Annotated in this window: 20 protein-coding genes and 1 tRNA gene; 13 read left to right on the forward strand and 8 right to left on the reverse strand. The window is 67.8% G+C overall.

Annotation, left to right across the window (positions count from 1 at the left end):
* Window positions 1–58 precede the first annotated feature (58 nt).
* The 3 genes from Q333_RS0115940 to Q333_RS16755 all read right to left on the reverse strand — a co-directional run bounded on the left by Q333_RS0115940 (window position 59) and on the right by Q333_RS16755 (window position 3,084).
* Entirely contained in the window at window positions 59–2,155 is a 2,097-nt protein-coding gene (locus tag Q333_RS0115940; protein WP_029418248.1) for a TonB-dependent receptor plug domain-containing protein, read from the reverse strand.
* Between the two features lie 121 nt (window positions 2,156–2,276).
* The gene (locus Q333_RS0115945) at window positions 2,277–2,855 is read right to left on the reverse strand and encodes a hypothetical protein (protein WP_029418249.1); all 579 of its coding nucleotides are present in this window, start codon (window positions 2,853–2,855) and stop codon (window positions 2,277–2,279) included.
* Between the two features lie 34 nt (window positions 2,856–2,889).
* A complete protein-coding gene (locus Q333_RS16755) occupies window positions 2,890–3,084 on the reverse strand; it encodes a DUF2256 domain-containing protein (protein WP_035294578.1) in 195 nt (64 codons plus the stop codon).
* Between the two features lie 54 nt (window positions 3,085–3,138).
* On the opposite strand from Q333_RS16755, the gene Q333_RS0115955 reads away from it, so the two are divergent.
* From Q333_RS0115955 to Q333_RS0116000, 10 genes are all read left to right on the forward strand, one after another.
* Window positions 3,139–3,621, forward strand: a complete 483-nt coding sequence (locus Q333_RS0115955; RefSeq protein WP_029418250.1) for a MerR family transcriptional regulator — start codon at window positions 3,139–3,141, stop codon at window positions 3,619–3,621.
* A 4-nt stretch (window positions 3,622–3,625) separates the two neighbouring features.
* Window positions 3,626–5,413, forward strand: a complete 1,788-nt coding sequence (locus Q333_RS0115960) for an acyl-CoA dehydrogenase C-terminal domain-containing protein (protein ID WP_029418251.1) — start codon at window positions 3,626–3,628, stop codon at window positions 5,411–5,413.
* Window positions 5,414–5,610: 197 nt separating this feature from the next.
* Window positions 5,611–6,774, forward strand: coding sequence for an acyl-CoA dehydrogenase family protein (locus Q333_RS0115965; RefSeq protein ID WP_029418252.1), 1,164 nt, complete (start codon window positions 5,611–5,613; stop codon window positions 6,772–6,774).
* Between the two features lie 42 nt (window positions 6,775–6,816).
* Window positions 6,817–7,044: a DUF433 domain-containing protein gene (locus tag Q333_RS0115970; RefSeq protein ID WP_211249721.1), complete on the forward strand. Its 228-nt coding sequence runs from the start codon at window positions 6,817–6,819 to the stop codon at window positions 7,042–7,044.
* Window positions 7,041–7,373, forward strand: a complete 333-nt coding sequence (locus Q333_RS0115975; RefSeq protein ID WP_029418254.1) for a DUF5615 family PIN-like protein — start codon at window positions 7,041–7,043, stop codon at window positions 7,371–7,373. The genes Q333_RS0115970 and Q333_RS0115975 overlap by 4 nt, the downstream gene beginning before the upstream one ends.
* A gap of 3 nt (window positions 7,374–7,376) precedes the next feature.
* Window positions 7,377–8,090, forward strand: a complete 714-nt coding sequence (locus Q333_RS0115980; protein WP_029418255.1) for a 16S rRNA (uracil(1498)-N(3))-methyltransferase — start codon at window positions 7,377–7,379, stop codon at window positions 8,088–8,090.
* A 70-nt stretch (window positions 8,091–8,160) separates the two neighbouring features.
* Entirely contained in the window at window positions 8,161–9,522 is a 1,362-nt protein-coding gene (locus tag Q333_RS0115985; RefSeq protein WP_029418256.1) for a glutamate--cysteine ligase, read from the forward strand.
* Between the two features lie 54 nt (window positions 9,523–9,576).
* Window positions 9,577–10,617 (forward strand): tRNA dihydrouridine(20/20a) synthase DusA, encoded by a 1,041-nt coding sequence (gene dusA, locus Q333_RS0115990; protein WP_281173729.1) that lies wholly within the window; start codon window positions 9,577–9,579, stop codon window positions 10,615–10,617.
* Between the two features lie 43 nt (window positions 10,618–10,660).
* Complete coding sequence (locus Q333_RS0115995; protein WP_029418258.1) at window positions 10,661–11,332, forward strand: hypothetical protein; 672 nt, start codon at window positions 10,661–10,663, stop codon at window positions 11,330–11,332.
* Between the two features lie 41 nt (window positions 11,333–11,373).
* A complete protein-coding gene (locus Q333_RS0116000; RefSeq protein WP_281173730.1) occupies window positions 11,374–12,153 on the forward strand; it encodes a sulfite exporter TauE/SafE family protein in 780 nt (259 codons plus the stop codon).
* A 3-nt stretch (window positions 12,154–12,156) separates the two neighbouring features.
* Here the strand turns inward: Q333_RS0116000 and Q333_RS0116005 are convergent, their stop codons facing one another.
* The gene (locus Q333_RS0116005; protein WP_342667406.1) at window positions 12,157–12,669 is read right to left on the reverse strand and encodes a TIGR02281 family clan AA aspartic protease; all 513 of its coding nucleotides are present in this window, start codon (window positions 12,667–12,669) and stop codon (window positions 12,157–12,159) included.
* 104 nt (window positions 12,670–12,773) lie between these two features.
* Window positions 12,774–12,989: a DUF1289 domain-containing protein gene (locus Q333_RS0116010; RefSeq protein WP_029418261.1), complete on the reverse strand. Its 216-nt coding sequence runs from the start codon at window positions 12,987–12,989 to the stop codon at window positions 12,774–12,776.
* Window positions 12,990–13,139: 150 nt separating this feature from the next.
* On the opposite strand from Q333_RS0116010, the gene Q333_RS17775 reads away from it, so the two are divergent.
* Window positions 13,140–13,292: a hypothetical protein gene (locus Q333_RS17775; RefSeq protein ID WP_169738151.1), complete on the forward strand. Its 153-nt coding sequence runs from the start codon at window positions 13,140–13,142 to the stop codon at window positions 13,290–13,292.
* A gap of 21 nt (window positions 13,293–13,313) precedes the next feature.
* Here Q333_RS17775 and Q333_RS0116020 read toward each other — a convergent pair whose 3' ends face one another.
* Window positions 13,314–14,549 (reverse strand): PQQ-dependent sugar dehydrogenase, encoded by a 1,236-nt coding sequence (locus tag Q333_RS0116020; RefSeq protein WP_029418262.1) that lies wholly within the window; start codon window positions 14,547–14,549, stop codon window positions 13,314–13,316.
* 220 nt (window positions 14,550–14,769) lie between these two features.
* On the opposite strand from Q333_RS0116020, the gene Q333_RS0116025 reads away from it, so the two are divergent.
* A tRNA-Met gene (locus Q333_RS0116025) sits at window positions 14,770–14,846 on the forward strand.
* Between the two features lie 4 nt (window positions 14,847–14,850).
* Here the strand turns inward: Q333_RS0116025 and Q333_RS0116030 are convergent.
* Both Q333_RS0116030 and Q333_RS0116035 read right to left on the reverse strand, forming a co-directional pair.
* On the reverse strand, window positions 14,851–15,375 hold the full coding sequence (locus tag Q333_RS0116030) for a GNAT family N-acetyltransferase (RefSeq protein WP_051651384.1): 525 nt from the start codon (window positions 15,373–15,375) through the stop codon (window positions 14,851–14,853).
* Window positions 15,376–15,729: 354 nt separating this feature from the next.
* Complete coding sequence (locus tag Q333_RS0116035; RefSeq protein WP_157072492.1) at window positions 15,730–17,268, reverse strand: ShlB/FhaC/HecB family hemolysin secretion/activation protein; 1,539 nt, start codon at window positions 17,266–17,268, stop codon at window positions 15,730–15,732.
* Window positions 17,269–17,434: 166 nt separating this feature from the next.
* Between Q333_RS0116035 and Q333_RS17160 the strand changes: the two genes are divergently transcribed.
* Window positions 17,435–18,427, forward strand: a 993-nt coding sequence (locus Q333_RS17160) for a FecR family protein (protein WP_084176208.1), incomplete at its 3' end; no start/stop codon positions are given.

Here is an 18,427-nt window from a genome sequence, read left to right on the forward strand (position 1 = left end):
ACGAAAAGGGCGGCGTCCGCGAGGACGCCGCCCTTATTCGTCGCGCCTGACCCTTCGATCAGAACGTCTTGCGCACCCGGATCTGCCAGAAGGTGCGCGGATCGGTCGGACGCAGTTCGGTGAACAGGATCGGCCGCGCCGGGGTGCGGTCGGCGAAGACCGTGCGCTCGGCCTGGAAGTCGTTCCAGACATTGACCTGGCCCCGGATCGACCAGGTCGCCGTCGGCTTCCACTCGATGTTCGCCTCGAAGTAGTCGCTGCCGGTAAAGCCCGAGATCTGGTCCGGCCCATAGTTGAACTGACGCAGGCTCTCCAGATAGGTCACCGCCCAGTTGATGCGCCAGGTCGTGATGTCCTGAGCGATGGTGAAGCCGGGCTGCGACGGCCGCACGCCCGAGATCGGCCGCTCACGGCCCGTCGTCGGATCGATCACCGAGGTGTCGTTCCAGGTGTTCCGGAACCGGAACTCGCCGCCCGAGAATCCGGCCCAGTCCATCGGCAGGACGACGTTGACGGCCAGCTGGTCCAGCGTGGCGTCGCCGATGTTGCCCACGGCCGACAGGCCGTTCGGCAGGGGCAGGCGGTCGATCACGCCCACGATCTCGTCGTGGCGGTAGCCGATGGAGACGATGCCGTCGCCGAGGAAGCGCCGCTCATAGGTCAGTTCGCTGATCCAGCGTTCCTCAGGCACCAGGTCGACGTTGCCGCCGAACAGCTGCTCGTCGTCCAGGTCCGCGCCGGCGGCGAAATCGCCGAAATCGAGCTGGCCCAGTTCGCGCTCGAAACGGAAGCGAAGCTGGTTCTGCGGCATCGGCGTCCAGGTCACCTGCAGGCGCGGCTTGGCGTAGAAGAAGCTCTCTTCGCGGTCAGCGTCGCCCGACTGGCTGATGGTCGAGGCCTCCAGCCGGACCCCGCCTTCCAGGGTCAGGTTGGGCCGGATGCGCCAGGTGCCGCGCGCGAAGACCTCGCCCCGGGTCTCCTCGACCTTGATCTGGTCGCTGGGCAGCGGAATGACCACGCCGCCGTCGCTCAGCTCCTGGGCGATCTCCAGCATGTTGTAGGCGACCTCGCCCCCGGCCTCGAGCGTCACCGACGCCGACCGCTCCCACCGCAGCAAGGAGCGCAGGATGCTCTCGGACGTCTCGCCCTCCGATCCGAACCGCTGCAGGGGCCCGGCCACGCCGTTGGTGGTGGTCACGAAGGTCGAGGCGTTCTCGAACTCGCCCCACTCGTGGATGAAGCGCGTCTCCGACGTCAGGCCGGTCCGCAGCGGCCGTGTGAACACCGCCCCGAACTCGCCGTTCGCGCCGTCTTCCTCGAAGCGGCTGTCGCGCAGGATCCCGGGGCCGTCCTGCAAGCTGAACTGGTTGTAGTCGTTCAGGCCATAGCGCGCCGTCAGGTCGATCTTGCCGCCCAGGAAGGCGTCGGCGAAGTTGACCCGGATGGCCTGCCCCCCGCCGTTCTGGCCGTCGCGCCAGCCCTCGTCGCGGGTGATGTTGCCGGCCGCATCACGCCGGACGACCCGGCCCACGCCGCGCGAATCGTCGATGGCCACGCCGTCGGCCAGGGTGAAGCCCCAGACCCGCTCGCCCTCGCGGCGCGTGAACTGGTAGCGACCGAAATAGCGATCCTCGCCGCCCTCGAAGAAGGCGCCCTCCATCGTCAGGATCTGCTCGGTCGAGGCCGTGGATTTGGTGATGACGTTCACCACCACCGAATAGCCCTGCATGTCGATGCCGGGGGCGCCGCCGCGCACCAGCTCGATGCGCTCGACCTGCGCGACCAGGATGCGGCTGATGGCGTTCGACCCCGTGTCGCTCTTGGACGCCGGGCGAGCCCCGTTGATCAGGATATTGCCCACTGCGCCCTCGAAGCCTCGCGAGCCGTCGCCGTCCTGAACCGAGAAGCCGGGGATGCGGTTGACCATGTCCAGCGCCGTGTTCGGGCGCTGATCCGCGAAGAAGTCCGGCGTGAACACCAGAACGCCCTGCTGGCTGGCGTCGACCAGCGGGGCCTGGGTGGTAGGGCCGGTGGGAACCGGCGTCTGGGCGGTGGCCTGCGGCGGGGTCGCCGGCGGGGCGGGTGCCGTTTGGGCCAGGACGCCCGTGGCGCTGAAGATCATGGCCGTCGTGGCCAGAAGAATGGACTTGGTCATCGCCTTGGGGTTCCCCTCATTGTGGCGAGAGGTGTGGCGGGATGACGCGTTTCAGTCTCGTTACAAGCGTGACAGGTGGATTAAATCGTCGTCACGATTACTGCGCTGTAATCATTGCGACTTATTCGGACGAGTACTGGCCGTGGTCCGAGTAATACGGGCGAGGTCCCGAAGGCGGCGGCGCCTCGACCGACGGATCTTCGGGGTCATCCCAGCGAGGATCGGGGGTTGCCTCGACCCGCTCGACGCGACGCGAGGGTCCGAACCCCAGCAGCCGGTCCAGCCCAAACCAGCGCGAGCCGTCGTCCAGGGCATCGCGCCGCGGCGGGGGCGGCGCCTCGACCGGCGGGAAATCCTCCATGGCGATCGGGCGCGGCATCGGCATGCGTGGCAGATAGGCGAGGTCTCCCTCCGGCCCGGCATAGGCGTCTTCGGGCAGGAAGGTCGGGTCCTCAACGACGGCGATCCGTTCCAGGGCCGCGTCATCGAAGCCGTCGTTGATCTGGCCGACATCCAGGATGCCGCCCTCGACGATCTCGGGTTCGGGCGGGGTGACCAGGTCGATGGCGATGCGTGGACCGAGGGCGCGGCCTTCGGCGTCCGTGCCCGGCGCGAAGGTCCAGCCGGCCAGCGCCAGCCCCGCCACGGCGGTCACGGCGGCAACGGCGATCAGTCGGGGTCGGCGGGCGATCAGGGACACGGCGGAAGCTCCTCCAGTCGCGCAAACGACCGTCTCACGGCGACGGTTCCGCCGTCGAGCCCTTTCGCCTCCGCTCGCCCCGGCAGCGGTCCGAGCAGGTGGTGATGCTGTCCCAGTCGCGCGCCCACTTGGCCCGCCAGGTAAAGGGCCGGTTGCAGACGACGCAGTCCTTGGTCGGCAGGTCGCCCTTCCTCGGCGCTGTACCCTTATTGACGTGCTTGCGCGACATCCGGCCCTCAAACCTTCCCTTTACGTCCGCGTCAACTTTGCGTATGGATCCCGCATGGCGACCGCCGACGATCATCGCACCTATTCGATCCGCCAGCTCTGCCGGGAGTTCGGGGCGACGGCGCGCGCCCTGCGGTTCTATGAGGACAAGGGGCTTCTGACGCCCGCGCGCAAGGGCCAGACGCGGGTCTACGACGCGCGCGACCGGGCGCGTCTGAAGCTGATCCTGCGCGGGAGGCGGATCGGTTTCACCCTGACCGAGATCCAGGAGATGCTGGATCTGTATGACAGGAACGACGGCAACACCCATCAGATGGCGATCGCCCTGCGCCGCCATCGCGCCCAGATCGAGGCCCTGAAGCAGCAGCGCGAGGACCTCGACGCCGCCATCGAGATGGCCGAGGAGGCCTGTGCGGCCATGGAAGCCCGGCTGAAAGAGCAGCGGCCCGACCTCCTGCCCGGCGCCGAGGAGTACGCCTCGGTGCTGCGCGAACGCCTCGACCACCACCACCATCATCCGTTCAAGCTGAGAGCCTGACCCCATGGCCTACAAGGCGCCCGTCCGCGACCTGACCTTCATCCTCAACGAGGTTCTGGAGATCGATCGCTATTCCAACTCTCCGGGCTTCCAGGACGTGTCGTCGGACCTGGTGCAGCAGATCCTGGAGGAGGGCGCCAAGTTCTCCGAGGAAGTCATCGCCCCCCTGAACAAGGTCGGCGATCAGGAAGGCTGCAAGTGGGACAATGGCAAGGTGACCGGCCCGACGGGCTGGAAGGAAGCCTATCAGTCGATGGTAGAGGCCGGCTGGCCCGCTTTGTCGTCCGACCCCGAGTTCGGCGGCCAGGGCATGCCCGCCGTGGTCGGCATGGCGTTCGGCCAGTTCACGGCGGCGGCGTCGCCGGCGTTTTCCATGTATCCGGGGCTGACCCATGGCTGCTACGAGGCGCTGCACGCCTCGGGCAGCCCTGAGCAGAAGGCCAAGTATCTGCCCAAGCTGGCCACCGGCGAGTGGGGCGGCACCATGAACCTGACCGAGCCCCAGTGCGGCACGGACCTGGGCCTGATCCGCACCAAGGCGGTCCCGAACGGCGACGGCAGCTATTCCATCACCGGCCAGAAGATCTGGATTTCGTCGGGCGAGCACGACTTCACCGACAACATCATCCACCTGGTCCTGGCCCGCATCGAAGGCGCACCGGCCGGCATCAAGGGCATCAGCCTGTTCGTCGTGCCCAAGATCCACGTCAACGACGACGGCTCGCTAGGCGAGCGCAACGCCGGCGTCGGCTGCGCGGGCCTGGAGCACAAGATGGGCATCCACGGCAACGCCACCTGCGTCATGGCCTACGACGGGGCCAAGGGCTGGCTGGTCGGCGAAGAGAACAAGGGCATGGCCGCCATGTTCATCATGATGAACGAGGCCCGCCTCGGCACGGGCCTGCAGGGCCTTGCTATCGGCACCGCCGCCTATCAGGCCGCCGTCGAGTTCGCCAAGGACCGCGTCCAGGGCCGCAGCCTGACCGGACCGAAAAACCCGGACGGCCCCGCCGACCCGATCATCGTCCATCCGGACGTGCGCCGCATGCTGCTGGAGGCCAAGGCCTTCGTCGAGGGCGGCCAGGCCTTCATCCTGTGGACCGCGCTCCAGGCCGATCTTCAGCGTTCGGACGATGCGGCGACGGCCCAGAAGGCGCGTGACTACATGGGCCTGATCACCCCGGTGCTGAAGGCCTATCTGACCGACAAGGGCTTCCACGTCGCGTCCCTGGCCATGCAGGTCCACGGCGGCTCGGGCTACACCGAGCACTATCCGGCCTCGCAGTATCTGCGCGATGCGCGCATCACCATGATCTACGAGGGCGCCAACGGCATCCAGGCGCTGGACTTGGTCGGTCGCAAGCTGCCGGCCAACGGCGGCCGGGCCATCATGACCTGGTTCGGCGACATCGACGGCTTCGTGGCTGAACACGGTGGAGCGGGCGAGAGCGTCAAGCCCTTCGTCGACGGCCTGGCCGACGCCAAGAAGCAGCTGCAGGAGGCCACCATGTGGCTGATGCAGAACGGCATGCAGAACCCGGACAACGCGGGTGCGGCGTCCACGGACTATCTGAACATCTTCGGCCTGACGGCGCTGGCCTATGTCTGGGCCCAGATGGCGGTCGCGGCCCAGAAGGCGATCGATGCGGGTTCGACCGACCCCTACTACGTCACCAAGCTCCAGACCGGCCGCTACTTCGTCGAGCGCATCCTGCCCGACGCGGGAGCGCATCTGAAGAAACTGAGGACCGGCGCGGACGTCCTGATGGCCATGCCGGCGGAGGCGTTTTAAGTCGTCCCTCTCCCATCGGGAGAGGGCTTGAGGCTCGGAGAGCGTAGCGATCCGCAAGCCGAAAGGGTGAGGGGTTGTGCCCTCACCGGCTTGCACCGTAACCCCTCACCCTTTCGCGCAAGTCCGATCGCCCGACGGGCTCTCGGGCGCTCAAGCCCTCTCCCTTTGGGAGAGGGTTCCCAAAGCGGAGTTGATCCATGAACCCCCTGTCCGTCCCCGAACCCGACTTCATGCAGGACGAGGAGATCGTCCTGTTCTCCGACTCCGTCGCCAAGTGGATCGACGAGCACGCGCCGCCCGAGGCCGTCCAGTCGTGGATCGCCAACTCCACCGTCCCGCGCGATCTGTGGAACAAGGCCGGCGAGGCGGGTCTGCTGGGCCTGTCCATGCCCGAGGAAGAGGGCGGCATGGGTGGCGACTATCGCCATGAGGTCGTGCTGATGCGCCAGCTGGGCTGGAAGGGCGCGGACCATTTCGGCATCTCGCTGCACAACGCCATCGTCGCTCCCTACATCTGGCACTACGGCACCGAGGAGCAGAAGGCGCGCTGGCTGCCCCGCCTGCTGACCGGCGAACTGGTCGGCGCCATCGCCATGACCGAGCCGGGCGCGGGCAGCGATCTGCAAGGCATCAAGACCACCGCCATCAAGTCCGGCAACGGCTATGTGGTGAACGGCTCCAAGACCTTCATCACCAACGGCCAGCTGGCCAACTTCATCATCGTCGTCGCCAAGACCGACCCGGCCGAGGGCGCCAAGGGCACGTCGCTGATCGTGGTCGAGACCGATGGGGCCGAGGGTTTCGAACGCGGCCGCAACCTCCACAAGATCGGCATGGAGGGCAACGACACCTCCGAGCTGTTCTTCAACGACGTGAAGGTGCCCGGCGAGAACATCATCGGCGGCGCCGAGGGCCTGGGCTTCATCCAGCTGATGCAGCAGCTGCCGCAGGAGCGCCTGAACATCGCCGTCCAGGGCGTCGCGGCGGCTGAGCGCGGCCTCCACGAGACCCTGGAATACGTCAAGGGACGCAAGGCCTTCGGCAAGCGGATCCTGGATTTCCAGAACACCCAGTTCAAGCTGGCCGAGGTCAAGACCAAGCTGACAGTGGCCCGCGTCTTCGTCGACCACTGCATCGGCCTGCACCTGAAGGGTCAGCTGGACGCCGTGACCGCCTCCATGGCCAAATACTGGGTCACGGACATCCAGGGCGAAACCATCGACGAGATGCTCCAGCTGCACGGCGGCTACGGCTACATGAACGAGTACCCGATCGCCCAGCTGTACAAGGACGCCCGCGTCCAGCGCATCTATGGCGGGACGAACGAGATCATGAAGCTGCTGATCGCGCGGTCGCTGTAGGTCGGCTGGGACGTCGCTAACGGTCGTGATAAGGTGCTGGCGATGATCGACTATCGCCAGCACATCACCATCGAGCCCGGCAAGCGCGGGGGTCAGGCCACCGTTCGCGGCATGCGGATCACCGTTGCCGATGTTCTGGGTTGGCTGGCGGAAGGCCTGAGCCACGAGGAGGTCATCGCCGACTTCCCCGAGCTGACGGAAGACGACATCCGTGCCGTGCTCGCCTTCGCGGCCGACCGCCAACGCCGGACCGTGATCGCCACGGCGTGAAGCTGCTGTTCGACCAGAACCTGAGCCACCGGCTGCCGGCGCTCCTCACCCACGCCTTTCCGGGATCGAGCCAGGTTCGCCTGCTTGGCCTGGATCGCGCGGACGACGCAGCCATCTGGCGATACGCGGCCGAGAACGATTTCAGCATCGTGACACTGGATGCCGACTTTGCGGACCTTTCGGCCCTGCATGGCTCCCCGCCCAAGGTCGTCTGGCTGAAGTGCGGAAATCGGCCCACGGCCTACGTCGAGCAACTCCTGCGGGACCACAGCCTGCGCATCCTGACGATGGCGGTCGCTGAGGACGTCGACCTGATCGAGATCGCCTGACGAATGATCCGCCTCCACGTCCCCCAGCCCCTGTCGGCAGGCAGCGCCGTCGCGCCGACGCTGGACCAGTCGCGATACCTGACCCAGGTCATGCGGCTGAAGGCGGGTGATGCGCTCCTGGTATTCAATGGCGTCGACGGCGAGTGGCGCTGCGTCGTCGCCGAGGTGCTGAAGAAGGGCGTGATCCTGCGCGCCCAACAACAGGCCCGGCCCCAGGCCTATGGCCCGGACCTCGAACTGATCGTCGCCGTCGTGAAGAAGGCGCGGGTCGAGACCATCGTCGAGAAGGCCGCCGAGCTGGGGGCGAAACGCGTCCGGCTGGCGATCACCCAGAGGACCAACGCCGACCGCATCCGTCTCGACCGCCTGGACGCCATCGCTGAGGAGGCCGCCGAGCAGACCGGGCGTCTGGATGTCCCCGCCGTCGACGAGCCGGTGAAGCTGGAGGCCATTCTGGATAACTGGCAGGACGGCCGCCGGTTGATGTTCTGCGACGAGACCGGCGGGGCGCCGGTCGCCTCCGCGATCAACGGACCCGGCCCCTGGGCCATCCTGATCGGTCCCGAGGGCGGCTTCTCGCCGGAAGAGCGCGATCGGCTGCGGAGCCTGCCCTTCACCACCGCCGTATCGCTCGGCCCCCGTGTCCTCCGGGCCGACACAGCCGCCATCGCGGCCATGACCCTGTGGCAGGCGACCATGGGGGATTGGGAGCGATAGGCGCGCTCTTGCCCGCCGCCACATTCCCGCCCATCTAGCCGCGACGGGCGAGGCGTCCGCTGGGGCATTCATGACCAACACCGCACCTCTGACGTTCGACGACCTGGTCGGCGCCCTGTCCAAGGGCATCAAGCCCAAGGACCAGTGGCGGGTCGGCGCGGAGCACGAGAAGTTCGGCTTCGACAAGTCCACCCTGCGCCGCCCAACCTATGAGGGCCCGAACGGAATCCGCGCCATGCTGGAGGGACTGCAGCGCTTCGGCTGGGCCCCAGTCGAGGAGGGCGGCCACGTCATCGCGCTGGAGCGCAAGAACAGCGAAGGCTTCACCGCCTCCATCAGCCTGGAGCCCGGCGGCCAGTTCGAACTGTCTGGCGCGCCGCTGAAGGACATCCACGACATCTGTTCGGAGACCGGCCAGCACCTGATGGAGGTCAAGCAGGTCGCCGACCTCTTGAACCTCGGCTTCCTCGGGGCCGGCTTTGATCCGATGTGGCGGCGCGAGGACGTGCCGGTGATGCCCAAGGGCCGCTACGACATCATGCGGGCCTACATGCCCAAGGTCGGCAACCTCGGCCTCGACATGATGCTGAGGACCTGCACCATCCAGGCCAACCTCGACTTCGATTCCGAGGCCGACATGGTGCTGAAGTTCCGCACCAGTCTCGCGCTCCAGCCCATCGCCACCGCCCTGTTCGCCTGCAGTCCGTTTACGGAGGGTCGGCCGAACGGCTTCCTGTCGGCCCGCGCCAACGTCTGGACCGACACCGATCCGGACCGCACCGGCATGCTGGGCTTCGTCTTCGAGGACGGCTTCGGCTTCGAGACCTATGTGAACTACGCGCTCGACACGCCGATGTATTTCGTCAAGCGCGACGGCCGCTACATCGACGCCTCGGGCCAGTCGTTCCGCGACTTCATGGACGGCCGCCTACCCGCCCTTCCCGGCGAGAAGCCCAACAAGAAGGACTGGGCCGACCACCTGACCACCCTGTTTCCCGAAGTCCGCCTCAAGCAGTACCTGGAGATGCGCGGGGCTGACGGCGGACCCTGGAGCCGCATCTGCGCCCTGCCCGCCCTGTGGGTCGGCATCTTCTATGACGCGCCGTCGCTTCACACCGCCTGGGACCTCTGCAAGGACTGGGACATCGCCGATCACGAGCGCCTGCGTCGCGATGTGACGAAGCTGGGCCTGCGCGCCGAAGTCGCCGGCCGGTCGGTGCGCGACGTCGCCGTCGACATGGTAGCCATCGCCAAACAGGGGCTGAAGAACCGTGCCCGTTTCTCGGGCGGCATGGTCGACGAGCGGGGCTATCTGGCGGAGCTGGAAGACATCGCTGACAGCGGCGTCACCCCGGCCGAGCGCCTGCTCGATCTCTACCACGGCGACTGGCAGGGCGACGTAACCCGCATCTACCGCGACTTCGCCTACTGACCGGGCGACGGCCCGGGGCGTGATTTCGACGCCCCTTTGCCCTATGTGAGCGCCGTGACCGCGCCCGTAGACCCTCTGAAGGCCCACCGCCGCCTGTCCGTCGCCCCGATGATGGACTGGACGGACCGGCACTGCCGCGCCTTCCACCGGACCCTGACGACACAGGCCCTGCTCTACACCGAGATGGTCACCGCGCCCGCGGTGATCCACGGCGATCCGGAACGGCTGCTGGGTTTCGATGCGGTCGAGCATCCCGTGGCGCTTCAGATCGGCGGGTCGGAGCCCGACCAGCTGGCCCGGGCCGCCCGCATCGGCGCCGAGCTCGGCTATGACGAGATCAACCTGAACGTCGGCTGCCCGTCCGACCGGGTTCAGTCCGGCCGCTTCGGCGCCTGCCTGATTCGCGAGCCCGAACTGGTCGCCGACTGCATGGCCGCGATCCGCGAGGCCGTGTCGGTTCCCGCGACCGTCAAATGCCGCATCGGTGTGGACGATCAGGACCCGGAACAGAGCCTGTTCGCCCTGGTCGACGCCTGCGCCGCCGTGGGCGTCTCGGTCTTCGTCGTCCATGCCCGCAAGGCCTGGCTGAAGGGCCTCTCGCCCAAGGAGAACCGGGACATTCCGCCCCTGGACTACCCGCTGGTGCGCCGCCTGAAGGCCGAGCGGCCGAATCTGTCGATCTCCATCAACGGCGGCGTCGCCACGCTCGACGAATCCGAGGCGCACTTGGATGACGCTGACGGCGTGGCGCTGGACGGCGTCATGATGGGACGCGCCGCCTACCACGAGCCCGCCCTGCTGGGTCACGCGGATCGGCGTCTTTTCGGCGCGGCGAGCCCCGACGTGGACGCCTTCGAGGCCGTCGACCGCTACAAACCCTATCTGGCCGCCCGGCTGGAGGAGGGCGTGTCGCTCTCGTTCATGACCCGGCACATGCTGGGCCTGATGCACGGCCGCCCCGGCGCGCGCGCCTTCCGCCGCATCCTGACGGTGGAGGCCATCCGGCCGGGCGCGGGGCTGGAGGTCGTCGACCGGGCGCTGGACGCGGTGCGCGAGGCCGAGGCCAGCCGCGAACGCCTTGTCGAGGCCGCCTGACGTCAAGCGCCTGTTAAGCACGGTGGGCGCTCAGTCCTGGCCCATGAAACACACGCTCGTCCTCGTTGCCTGCCTGCTGGCCCTCGCCGGAACCGCCGAGGCGCAGTCGCGGGCGCGATCCCCCATCACGGCGGCCCTGAACCTCGGCACGCCGGGCGCGGGGGTGGAAGTTCAGGCAGCGCTGGGTCCGGTGTTCGTGCTCCGCGCCGGCGTCGACACCCTGGGCTACGACGTCGATCAGAGCTTCGACGACATCGACTATTCCGGCCGCTTCGACTTCGACACGGTCTCGGCCTTCGTCGACGTCCACCCCTTCCAGAACGCCTTCCTCGTCTCCGGCGGGGTCTATGTGGGAGACCGCACCATCGGCCTGTCGGCCCGGCCTAGCGCGCCGGTCGAGATCGGCGGCCAGATCGTCACGCCCGGGCAGGTCGGAACCCTGTCGGGAGCCATCAAGCTGTCGGACATCGCGCCCTTCGTCGGCGTGGGTTTCGATGACGCCTTCTATCGCGACAGCCGCTTCGGCTTTCGCGCCATCGCCGGCGTAGCCTGGAGCGAGGCGCCCGACGTCGCCCTGACCTCCACTGGCGGCAGCCTGTCCAACGACCCGGCCTTCCGCGCCCGGCTGGAGCAGGAAGCCCGCGACATTTCCGAGGACGCCAAGGACAAGGGCGTCTTCCCCATCGTCCAGCTGGGCGCGACGGTGCGGTTCTGAACGGGCTCGACCCGTCCCAGCTCCTGCTGCTCGGCGCGGCGGTGCTGGCCGCCGGGCTGGTGGGCGGACTGATAGCGGGCCTGTTTGGCGTGGGCGGCGGCACGGTGCTGGTTCCGGCCCTGTTCTACGCCTTCTCCGTGCTCGGGCTAGGGGGCGAGGCCAATCTGCACGTCGCCATCGGCACCTCGCTGCTGACCATCGTCGCCACCTCCTGGCGGTCGCTGGGCGCGCATCGGGCGCACGGAGCGGTGGACGAGCGGGTGCTGAAGCGCTGGACGCCGTGGGTGGCCGTCGGGGCCCTCATCGGGGCGGGCGTCGCAGGGCTCACGTCGATGGAGGGCCTTGCGGTCGTCTATGGCGTCTGCCTGATGGTCGTGGCGGCCCAGATGGGCCTGCTGCCCGAGACCGCGACGCTGGCGAAGGATCTGCCCGACGGCTGGGGCCGACGCGGCATCGGGGCTCTGATCGGCGGACTGTCGGCCATGATGGGGGTGGGGGGAGGCAGTTTCGGCGGCATGCTGATGACCCTGTGCGGCCGGCCGATCCATCAGGCGGTGGCGACGGCGTCCGGCTTTGGCGTGGCGATCGGGATCGCGGCGACGCTGGGGTTCGTCGTCTTCGGCTGGGACGCGGAGGGGCGGCCGCCGCTGAGCCTCGGCTACGTCAACGTACCGGCCGCCGTGGCCATGGGGCTGCTGACGACGCTGGTCGCCCCGTATGGCGCGCGTCTGGCGCACCGGCTGGACCGCAAGGTCCTGCGCCGCGCCTTCGCGCTGTATCTGCTGGCGACAGCGGTGTCGGTGATGGTGAAGGCGCTCTAGGCCTCAGGGCCGCAGCGTCAGGCCGTTCGGCCGGGCCTCGAAGGCCGAGAGCCGTCCCAGATAGCTCATGCCCAGTAGCGAATGCGGCAGGCCCTCTTCGACGACCAGCGCCCGCACATCCTCGACGCGGGCTCCGGCGACCGAGACATGGTCCAGCTCCACGGCCGCAGCCATCACGGGACCGGACGCGGTCTCGACGGTCTGGGTGAAATCCGCAGATGTCAGGCGCAGGCCCAGCCTCAGCGCATCCTCGCGCGTCAGGGCGACCACGCTGGCCCCCGTGTCCACAAGCATCCGCACCGCCCTGCCCTCGACATCGGCCTGGGCCCAGTAGTGGCCGTCGGCGGAGCGGGCGATCTGGGCGACGCCGCCCGATGCAGGCGCGCTGGCCACGGCGGGCATGACCACGGCGGCCTGGGCCTCGCGCGGCTCGCGGTGGGTCAGCCACCAGGCGACGGACAGAGAGGAAACGGTCGCCGCGACCATGACGACGGCGGACTGAAGGTCGAAACGCACCAGAACACTTCCCTGCGGCCCGGCCGCTTCTGCGGCGCGTGTCCTCTATGCCCGAGCGCGGTTGGGATGCGGTGAACCGACGTGGCTGACGAAAGGTTGACGCCTCAGTCGCCCCTCAGCCGGGGATCGATCTTCCCCCGTCGACCCGAAAGTTCCGTCATGATTTCCGCGCGTTGATCATCGCTCAGCGCGCTCCAGCCGCCGATCTCGCCCAGCGTCCGGTAGCAGCCCAGGCACAGGCCAGACGCCCCGTCGACCACGCAGACCTTGATGCAGGGCGTGGCGACGGCATTGGGCGGAGCGTGTCCTGATGACGACATAAAGACGAAAACTACTCCGATACCGGATCAAAAACTTGCGTTCGCGCGCTGTGTGGCGCAAGGTGACGATGACGCGAAACGACGAGAGGGTGAAATCCCCCGACGCACGACGTGTCTCCTTCCCCCGTTCAGCGAAAGGAGACGCACACGATGAACGACAAGGACAAGAACCTCCAGCACGCCATGATGTCCTTCGCCCTGTGGGGCGGGCTCCTGGTCGGCCAGCGCCAGCCGCGCGCCAGCGAGCGCGTGGTCAGCCACCCGTCCAACTTCGTGCCGTTCAGGATCGACCGGAAGGGCTGACCGCCCTTCCGGCGTCGGGCGCTACTGCGCGGCCAGCCGCACGAGCTTGCCGTTGTCCTCGTCGGTGATGACCCACACCGCGCCGTCGGGGGCGATGGCGATGTCGCGCACGCGCTCGCCCAGATCGGTCAGCAGGCGCTCTTCGCCCACCACGCGGCCGTTCTCGAGCACCAGACGGGCGATGTGCTTGTCCTTGAGCGCGGCGACCAGAAGGTTGCCGTTCCACTCGGGGAACATCGCGCCTTCGTAGAAGACCTGGCCGCCCGGCGCGATCGACGGGTCCCAATAGTAGACGGGCTGCTCCGTGCCTTCGCGCGCGGTGATGCCGCCGTTGATCGGCCCGCCGCGATACTCGATGCCATAGGTGACCTCGGGCCAGCCGTAGTTGCGACCGCCTTCGACGAGGTTCACTTCGTCGCCGCCGCGCGTGCCGTGCTCGACCGTCCAGGCCGCGCCGGTGCCCGGCTGGATCGCCACGCCCTGAACGTTGCGGTGACCCAGCGACCAGATTTCCGGGAGGGCGCCCTCGCGGCCGACGAAGGGGTTGTCGGCGGGCACCGAGCCATCGGCGTTGATGCGGATGATCTTGCCCATGTGGCTGTCCAGCTGCTGCGCCTGCGGCCGCATCGGCGCGTCGGAGCGGTCGCCGAGCGTGATGAACAGATGACCGGCCGGGTCGAAGGCCAGCGACGATCCGAAATGCTTGTCGCCGTCATAGACCGGCACCGCGCGGAAGATGACTTCGACGTTCTCCACCCGCGTTCCATCGGCCGACAGGGCCCCGCGGGCGACCGAGGTGGCGTTGCCGCCCTCCCGCCGCTCGGCATAGCTCCAGTAGATCATCCGGTCCTCGCCGAAGCTGGGGCCGACGGCGACGTCCAGCAGGCCGCCCTGGCCGACGGCGTCCACGGCAGGAAGACCCGCGATGGGCTGGCCCACCTGACCGTCAGCGGTGACGATGCGCAGGTTTCCGCCCAGCTCGGTCACCAGCCAGCGCCCGTCCGGTAGCATGGCCAGACCCCACGGCTGGACCAACCCCGAAGCGACCACGGTGTGGGCCAGGGCGCGCTCGGTTACGACGCCCGGCGCGCGCGTCTGGTTGGCGAAGGCCGGCTGCTGATCCGGGGCGTTGGCGGGCCGCGTCTCGACGGGCGCCCCGGCCTGCTGCGGCCCGGCGGCGTTCGGCTCTCCATTGGCCCCGCAGGCGGCGGCGAGCGCGAGAACGGATGTGGCGGCGGCGAACAGCATGGGGCGCATGGATCGGTCTCCGTTTCAGGGTCTGGTGTCGGGTTCTATGGCGGCAACGATGTCAAAGCGCCACTGTTCCGGTTGCGGCTCCCGCGCGACGGCCTGTCGCGGCCGGGAGCTGGCCAACACACGGCTTGAACCGGCGGGGCGCGGACGATATAGGCACGCCTCTCGCGCGCCCGGCCGCTTGCGCCCGCCCGCGACGTCCCCCCAGGTTCGCCTGACACGGGGCTGGGTAGCTCAGATGGTTAGAGCGGTGGATTCATAACCCACAGGTCGGCGGTTCGATCCCGCCCCCAGCCACCACCCTTCACGCGCCGAACGCCCGCCGCTCCAGCAGGATGACGGCCTTGTCCTGGTATGTCCCCTCGGCATAGGGCCGGTAGCCGGTCCGCTCGGCCAGCTTCAGCGACGGGGCGTTGGGCGGGTCGATCATGCAGACGGTGCGCGGGGCATTCAGCACCCGGTCGCACCAGTCCAGCGCTGCGTCGAGCGCCTCGCGCGCCAGGCCCTGGCCCTGAAACGCCGGCGCGACGCCCCAGCCCAGCTCGGGCGCGTCCAGCGGCGGGACGCACCCCCGGCGATAGTCCAGCACCCCGACCGAGCCGACATAGGCCCCGCCGTCCCTCATCCGGAGCGACCAATTGCCCTGACCCAGCGCCGACCAGTGGCCGAGGTCGCGCAACAGGCGGAACCAGACCTCCTCGGTCGTCAGCGCGCCCCGCCCGGCAATCGGACGCGTGAACCGCTCGTTGGCCCAAAGGTCGGCGATGTCGCCGAAGTCCTCGATTAGCACCGGCCGCATCGTGAGCCGTCGGGTCAGAAGATGGGTCAAGATTCACCCCGTTGGCAGAGAGTACCAGACGCGCCAATGCCGCCACCACGAACTTGCGGACCGGTCCTGGGCAGGTTCGCGCCAGAAGGTGGCGCCGCTTAGGTGACTCGAACACCTGACCCCCTCATTACGAAATCAGCTTACGATTCGAGCCGCATCCATGCCCCACAAGGGCTTGAGAGGCAAAGTCGACCGGTGAGCTCGGTGCCCCCAGCCCCTTCCCAGACTGGCCAAAAGCACCGCTTCCGCACCTCCCAAGATAGCGATCTTTAGCTGGGCGGCCCCTCGAAGTTCGACCTGCGCTACACCTGCTGCCGGGCTAGTGATTCCATGGCCGGAGCGCCGGTCGGCGCGCTAGAATGATTTGGACAGCGAAACGAAAGCTCTCCAGCCACCGTCTTGATCATCCAGGGCGCGGCCTGAAATCGGTCTTGCCAGCTCTGCCCGAAGCATCGTCTGGCCCTGCAAGGTGATGCGGGTTCCGACCCCGGCGGAAGCCAACTCGGCCGCGACATCGCCTCCAGGTGACGCGTTCCATACCCGGCCGCCATCGACGAACCCGTAAACCTGAACAAAGCGAACCTGCGAGGGCGAAGGATCCCAGCCGACGCGGAGTTCGACGACGCCGGCGATCCCCTTGTCGCCGTTCCGCTCTCCGTATGCGAAGGCGCGACCTACCTCGGAACCGCCGAAGTAGAACTCTTCGGAGCCCAGTAGAGGATCGTCCGACCATTGGGCCGAGGCGCTGGCATAAACACCGACGTGGCGGCTGATGTCGTGATAGGCGGAGCCCCCTACGGCTATCTTGGTGAACTCTCCGGTGGCGTCTGCGCGGGTCTGGCCCGGCCTGGCCTCAGTCGTGGCTCCAAAAGCGTCAAGACCTCGGGACACTGCCGCCCAGCCCGAAATCCATCCTCGCGCCCCTGTGACCTGGCCCGAGACGAGGGCTCGGGCGACCGCCAGCCTTTCGTCGACGGTGCGACCGCCCATGTATGTCTGCTCGACGTTCCTGACGTCGAGGCTCGCCGTTATGTAGAGGCTGCGATCCTTGCGGCGCAAAATGGTCTGGGTCAGCGAAAGCGAAGCCGCGCGACTGTCTCCACTCAGCCAGGCGGAAGCGCCAGGTGGGGCGTTGGTTGAGTAGCCCGAGATCGAGACTTTGAAGCGGGTATGGCCTCCTAAAGGCGCTGAGTAGGACGCCTCCGCAAAGGTCAACTCCTCCACGTCCTGGGGGGTGGTGAGCACGGAGACGGCAACGCGATCTCCGTCTCGCAAGACGGAGTTGCCCGCGGTCCAACCATAGACCTGCCAAGGTCCTTGGGCTTCTGATCCCCTGTTCTCGACGAAGACGCCCCCCGTAGAACGGTCAAGTTCAGCCGTCACAACGAGGCGGTGCCGGGCCGGATCGTCCAGTACCGGCTCGATGCGGTTCGTGAGGGTCACCCCGGGCATGTCCGACGCCAGCGCCAGCCGGCGGTCCAGCTCAGCGATGGTCAGGATGCTTCTCTGTTCTAATGGGACAAGTATCCCGGACACCGCTGCGGCCCCGGTCCCTTCGACCACGACCTCGCCGATGTAACCTTCGTAAACAACGATCCTGGCAGCGCCTGCGGCGGGATCACCGGGAGCAATGACGGCGCGGGTCAGAAAGTAGCCATCCCTGCGGTAGTGCTCGGTGATCGCGTCGGCCATTCTGACCAAGTCCTGCTCGCCCACCGGGCTCGCCAGTCGATCGGCGTAGGCCGGGGCGAATGCCGCCATGGGATAGGCGCTGACGCCCTCGATGCTCACGCTGCTGAGAACGAAGCAGTCCTGATCGCACGACACCGCGTCAGCGAATGCAGGAGCCGTCAGGCCGGCCATACCGAGTATAACCGTCAGAATGAGGCTCACTTGGCCAAGCAAATGTCTTGATCCGCGTGCCACGGTTGGTTTGGTCCTAGTCGAGGTGGATGCTCAGAGAGTTAAAATCTTAGTCTTCAATATCGTATTAACGTCGTCGCTTAAGTTCGGGGTAGCAGAGCCAGTGTTATCTGGGGGGTTCAACTAGGGGCCAGCCATGTCTGTCATCCGGAACTTTTTCTTAGCCATCACAGCATTTATCGTCCTTGGAGCGACCTCTGCACTCGCCGACGACTGGCGCATGCGCGAAGTGAGCGGCGTGGTCCGTGTCACCCTGCCGTCACGGGGCGTGGTCGATGGCGTCCCCGGGCAGCTTCTGCCCGTCGGCTCGAGCATCACGACAGGCGGGGCCGGTCGCGCGGTGGTCACGAACGGAGACCAACGGATTGTCGTCGGCCCCTCGAGCCGAACAACGCTCGCGCCAGAACAGAACGGCGTGACCCGTATCCTGCAAGATCTCGGATCGGCCCTGTTCCAGGTCGATCGTCGCACCCGGCCGCATTTCAGGGTTGAGACGCCGCTTCTGGCCGCCGTGGTGAAGGGCACCACCTTCACCGTCAGCGTCGACGGCCAAGTCGACCGGGTCCACGTCGCCGAAGGCTTGGTCGAGGTCCGCTCGATGAGCGGCAACGGCTCAAGCGACGTGCCCGCCGGGTCCACAGCGTCGGTCACTCGCGACCAGCCCGGCGCCGTCAACGTGGCTGCGCCAAGCGCCGCTGCTCCGTCGGTTTCGGCCGCGATCGTCGAACCGATCGACTACAGCACCGCGTCGGGCGGCCTGGTGGAAAACCCCCGGCCGGTCCAGTCCAGCCTGACTGCTGTTCTCGTCCCTGCATCGCCGACGCCCTCGGCGGCTATGGCTGGGAACGGATCCGTCGGGCCCGCCGGGAACTCCGGCCCTTCCGTCGCGCGGCCGGGTATTGAGGCGACCCCTTCGACGCTTGTTGGCAACCCCGGCAACGGCGGGAACACTACCAACGGTGTGGGCAACAACAGCTCCGGCGGTAACCTCGGCTCTGCGGGCAACGGTGGGGGAGAGCCCGGCACCGGCGGCAACCCCGGCAACGGTGGGGGAGAGCCCGGCACCGCCGGCAATCCCGGCACCGGTGGGGGCAACCCCGGCAACGGTGGTGGTAACCCTGGAACCGGC

Origin of the sequence: Brevundimonas bacteroides DSM 4726, assembly GCF_000701445.1 — a bacterium.
Taxonomy (GTDB): Bacteria; Pseudomonadota; Alphaproteobacteria; order Caulobacterales; family Caulobacteraceae; genus Brevundimonas; species Brevundimonas bacteroides.

Bases quoted from the DNA above. Each gene is read 5' to 3' on its own strand.
- Q333_RS17775 (WP_169738151.1), top strand. From the start codon at position 13,140: ATGAACGACAAGGACAAGAACCTCCAGCACGCCATGATGTCCTTCGCC.
- Q333_RS0115960 (WP_029418251.1), top strand. From the start codon at position 3,626: ATGGCCTACAAGGCGCCCGTCCGCGACCTGACCTTCATCCTCAACGAG.
- Q333_RS0116010 (WP_029418261.1), bottom strand. From the start codon at position 12,989: ATGTCGTCATCAGGACACGCTCCGCCCAATGCCGTCGCCACGCCCTGC.
- Q333_RS0115965 (WP_029418252.1), top strand. From the start codon at position 5,611: ATGAACCCCCTGTCCGTCCCCGAACCCGACTTCATGCAGGACGAGGAG.
- Q333_RS0115940 (WP_029418248.1), bottom strand. From the start codon at position 2,155: ATGACCAAGTCCATTCTTCTGGCCACGACGGCCATGATCTTCAGCGCC.
- Q333_RS0115970 (WP_211249721.1), top strand. From the start codon at position 6,817: ATGATCGACTATCGCCAGCACATCACCATCGAGCCCGGCAAGCGCGGG.
- Q333_RS0116020 (WP_029418262.1), bottom strand. From the start codon at position 14,549: ATGCGCCCCATGCTGTTCGCCGCCGCCACATCCGTTCTCGCGCTCGCC.
- Q333_RS16755 (WP_035294578.1), bottom strand. From the start codon at position 3,084: ATGTCGCGCAAGCACGTCAATAAGGGTACAGCGCCGAGGAAGGGCGAC.
- Q333_RS0115980 (WP_029418255.1), top strand. From the start codon at position 7,377: ATGATCCGCCTCCACGTCCCCCAGCCCCTGTCGGCAGGCAGCGCCGTC.
- Q333_RS0115995 (WP_029418258.1), top strand. From the start codon at position 10,661: ATGAAACACACGCTCGTCCTCGTTGCCTGCCTGCTGGCCCTCGCCGGA.
- Q333_RS0115955 (WP_029418250.1), top strand. From the start codon at position 3,139: ATGGCGACCGCCGACGATCATCGCACCTATTCGATCCGCCAGCTCTGC.
- Q333_RS0115985 (WP_029418256.1), top strand. From the start codon at position 8,161: ATGACCAACACCGCACCTCTGACGTTCGACGACCTGGTCGGCGCCCTG.